The sequence below is a fragment of the Streptomyces chlorus genome, assembly GCF_042655885.1.
GTDB classification, from domain to species: Bacteria; Actinomycetota; Actinomycetes; order Streptomycetales; family Streptomycetaceae; genus Streptomyces; species Streptomyces chlorus.
Genome location: NZ_JBHSOA010000053.1, coordinates 49,309 through 51,534, shown reverse-complemented (window position 1 = coordinate 51,534; position 2,226 = coordinate 49,309). Strand labels below are relative to the sequence as shown.

1 protein-coding gene and 1 tRNA gene are annotated in these 2,226 nt (G+C 74.1%); both read left to right on the top strand.

Translation table 11 applies throughout. From position 1 onward, the window contains the following. Nucleotides 1–177 precede the first annotated feature (177 nt). Entirely contained in the window at nt 178–1,998 is a 1,821-nt protein-coding gene (locus ACFPZI_RS24065) for a tetratricopeptide repeat protein (RefSeq protein ID WP_381366553.1), read from the top strand. A gap of 124 nt (nt 1,999–2,122) precedes the next feature. Beyond that, a tRNA-Met gene (locus tag ACFPZI_RS24060) sits at nt 2,123–2,196 on the top strand. The last annotated feature ends 30 nt before the right edge of the window (nt 2,197–2,226 follow it).

Below are 2,226 nucleotides of genomic sequence, written 5' to 3'. Positions count from 1 at the left end.
AATCCGGGCCTTTGTGGTGTGCGAACGCATGTGCCGGGACGTGTGACGGCCGCGCCGACGACGGGAGTTGGCGGATCTGTGTTTCACTTGTCTCTCTGTGGGCATGTCGACAAAACGCTGAAGTGACCTCACTGACTGCGGCATACCAGGTGTACCCAGGTTGCAGGTGGTGCGACGATGGATGTTATGGGGGACAGGACAACTCTGTTCGAGACAGGGCGTATTGAGCAGCCCTCCCCTCGGGAGGAACCTCGCGACGAGACCGCGGAAGCTGCCGACGAGGCGGCCGAGGAGCTGCGCCGGCGGCTCGCTGCCGAGGCCGGCGACGTCGAGGCGATGAGCGTCCTCGGTGCCATGCTGCTGCGCCGCGGTGAACTCGCCGGAGCCGAACCCCATCTGCGTGCCGCCACCGCCGCGGGCGACCGTGCCGCCGCCAACAACCTGGGTGTCCTCCTGTTCCAGCGCGGCTACCCGGAGGAGGCCGCGGGATGGTGGCGGATCGCCGCTGTCGCCGGGTCGGCCCCGGCGGCGCACGCGCTCGGCCGACACCACCGCGAGCGCGGCGACGAACCCGCCGCCGAGTACTGGCTGCGCCAGTCCGCCGAACAGGACCACGCCCTGGGCGCCTACGCACTCGCCGACCTGCTGGAACACCGCGGGGACGCGGCCGGTGCCGAGCGCTGGATGCGGGCGGCCGCCGAGCGGGGACACCGGGAAGCGGCCTACCGGCTGGCGAGGGCGCTGGACCGGAAGGCCGCACGCGACACCGACGACGACACCGGCCTCCCGTTCCTGGAGGAGGCCGAGCAGTGGTACCGGCAGGCCGCCGCGCGGGGGCACCGCAGGGCCGCGCTGCACCTCGGCGCGATCCTGGAGAAGCGCGGCGAGCTCAAGGAGGCCGGCCGCTGGTACCTGATGTCCGCCAAGGACGGGGAGGCACGGGCCGCCTGCGCGCTCGGATTCCTGCTGCGCGACGCCGGCGACACCGAGAACGCCGCCGTGTGGTGGCTGCGCGCCGCCCAGGACGGCGACGGCAACGCCGCCAACGCGCTGGGCGCCCTGCACGCCGAGCGCGGCGAGACCCAGACCGCCGAACGCTGGTACCGGGCCGCGATGGACGCGGGCGACGTCAACGGTGCGTACAACCTCGGGCTGCTCTGCGCCGAACAGGGCCGGACCGTACCGGCCGAGCAGTGGTACCGCCGCGCCGCCTACGCCGGTCACCGCGAGGCGGCCAACGCGCTGGCGATCCTGCTGCTGACGTCCGGCGACGAGAAGGGCGCGGAGCCCTGGTTCTCCAAGGCCGCGGAGGCGGGCAGTGTGGACGCCGCCTTCAACCTCGGCATCCTGCACGCGGGCCGGGAGGAGGAGGCGACCGCGCTGCGCTGGTACGAGCGGGCGGCGGGCGCCGGGCACACGGAGGCCGCGCTCCAGGTCGGCATGGCCCGGCTGCGCGACGGGGACGAGGGCGAGGCGGAGCGGTTCCTGCGGTGTGCGGCGGGTGGCGGCAGCGCCGAGGCCGCCTACCGCCTGGCGGCCGTGCTGGACGCCCGTCGCCCGCCGGAGCCGGCGCACGAGCTGGGCGAGCCGGTGAACCGGCGCAGCGAGTGCGAGGAGTGGTACGAGCGCGCCGCTCTGCAGGGCCACCGGCGCGCACAGGTGAGGGTCGGCATGCTCGCCGCGGCCCGTGGCGACGTGGTCGAGGCGGCCCGCTGGTACCGCGAGGCGGCCGAGGCCGGCTCCCGCAACGGCGCGTTCAACCTGGGCCTGCTGCTGGCCCGGGAGGGAAGTGAGCCCGAGGCGGCCGTGTGGTGGGCCCGCGCGGCCGACGCCGGGCATGGGCGTGCCGCCCTGCGGCTCGCCCTGGTCTACGCGCGCCGGGGCGAACTCGCCGAGGGGCAGCGCTGGGCCGACCGCGCGGCGGCCCTGGGCCCGGCGGCGGTGACGGAACGCGCGATCCGCCTGCGCGACGCCCTACGCGAGGAACTCTCCGCGTGACTGCGTGACTGCGTGACCGCGCCCGGGGGCGGGGCGGCCGCGACGCCGCACCTCCGCGGCGTACGGCCGCTCCGAAAGGGATTTGCTTCCATCCGCATCCTTGACGTAACGTTGCATTCATCGACGCGGGGTGGAGCAGCTCGGTAGCTCGCTGGGCTCATAACCCAGAGGTCGCAGGTTCAAATCCTGTCCCCGCTACTGAAGGCCGAGGGCCGGAATCCGAAAGGG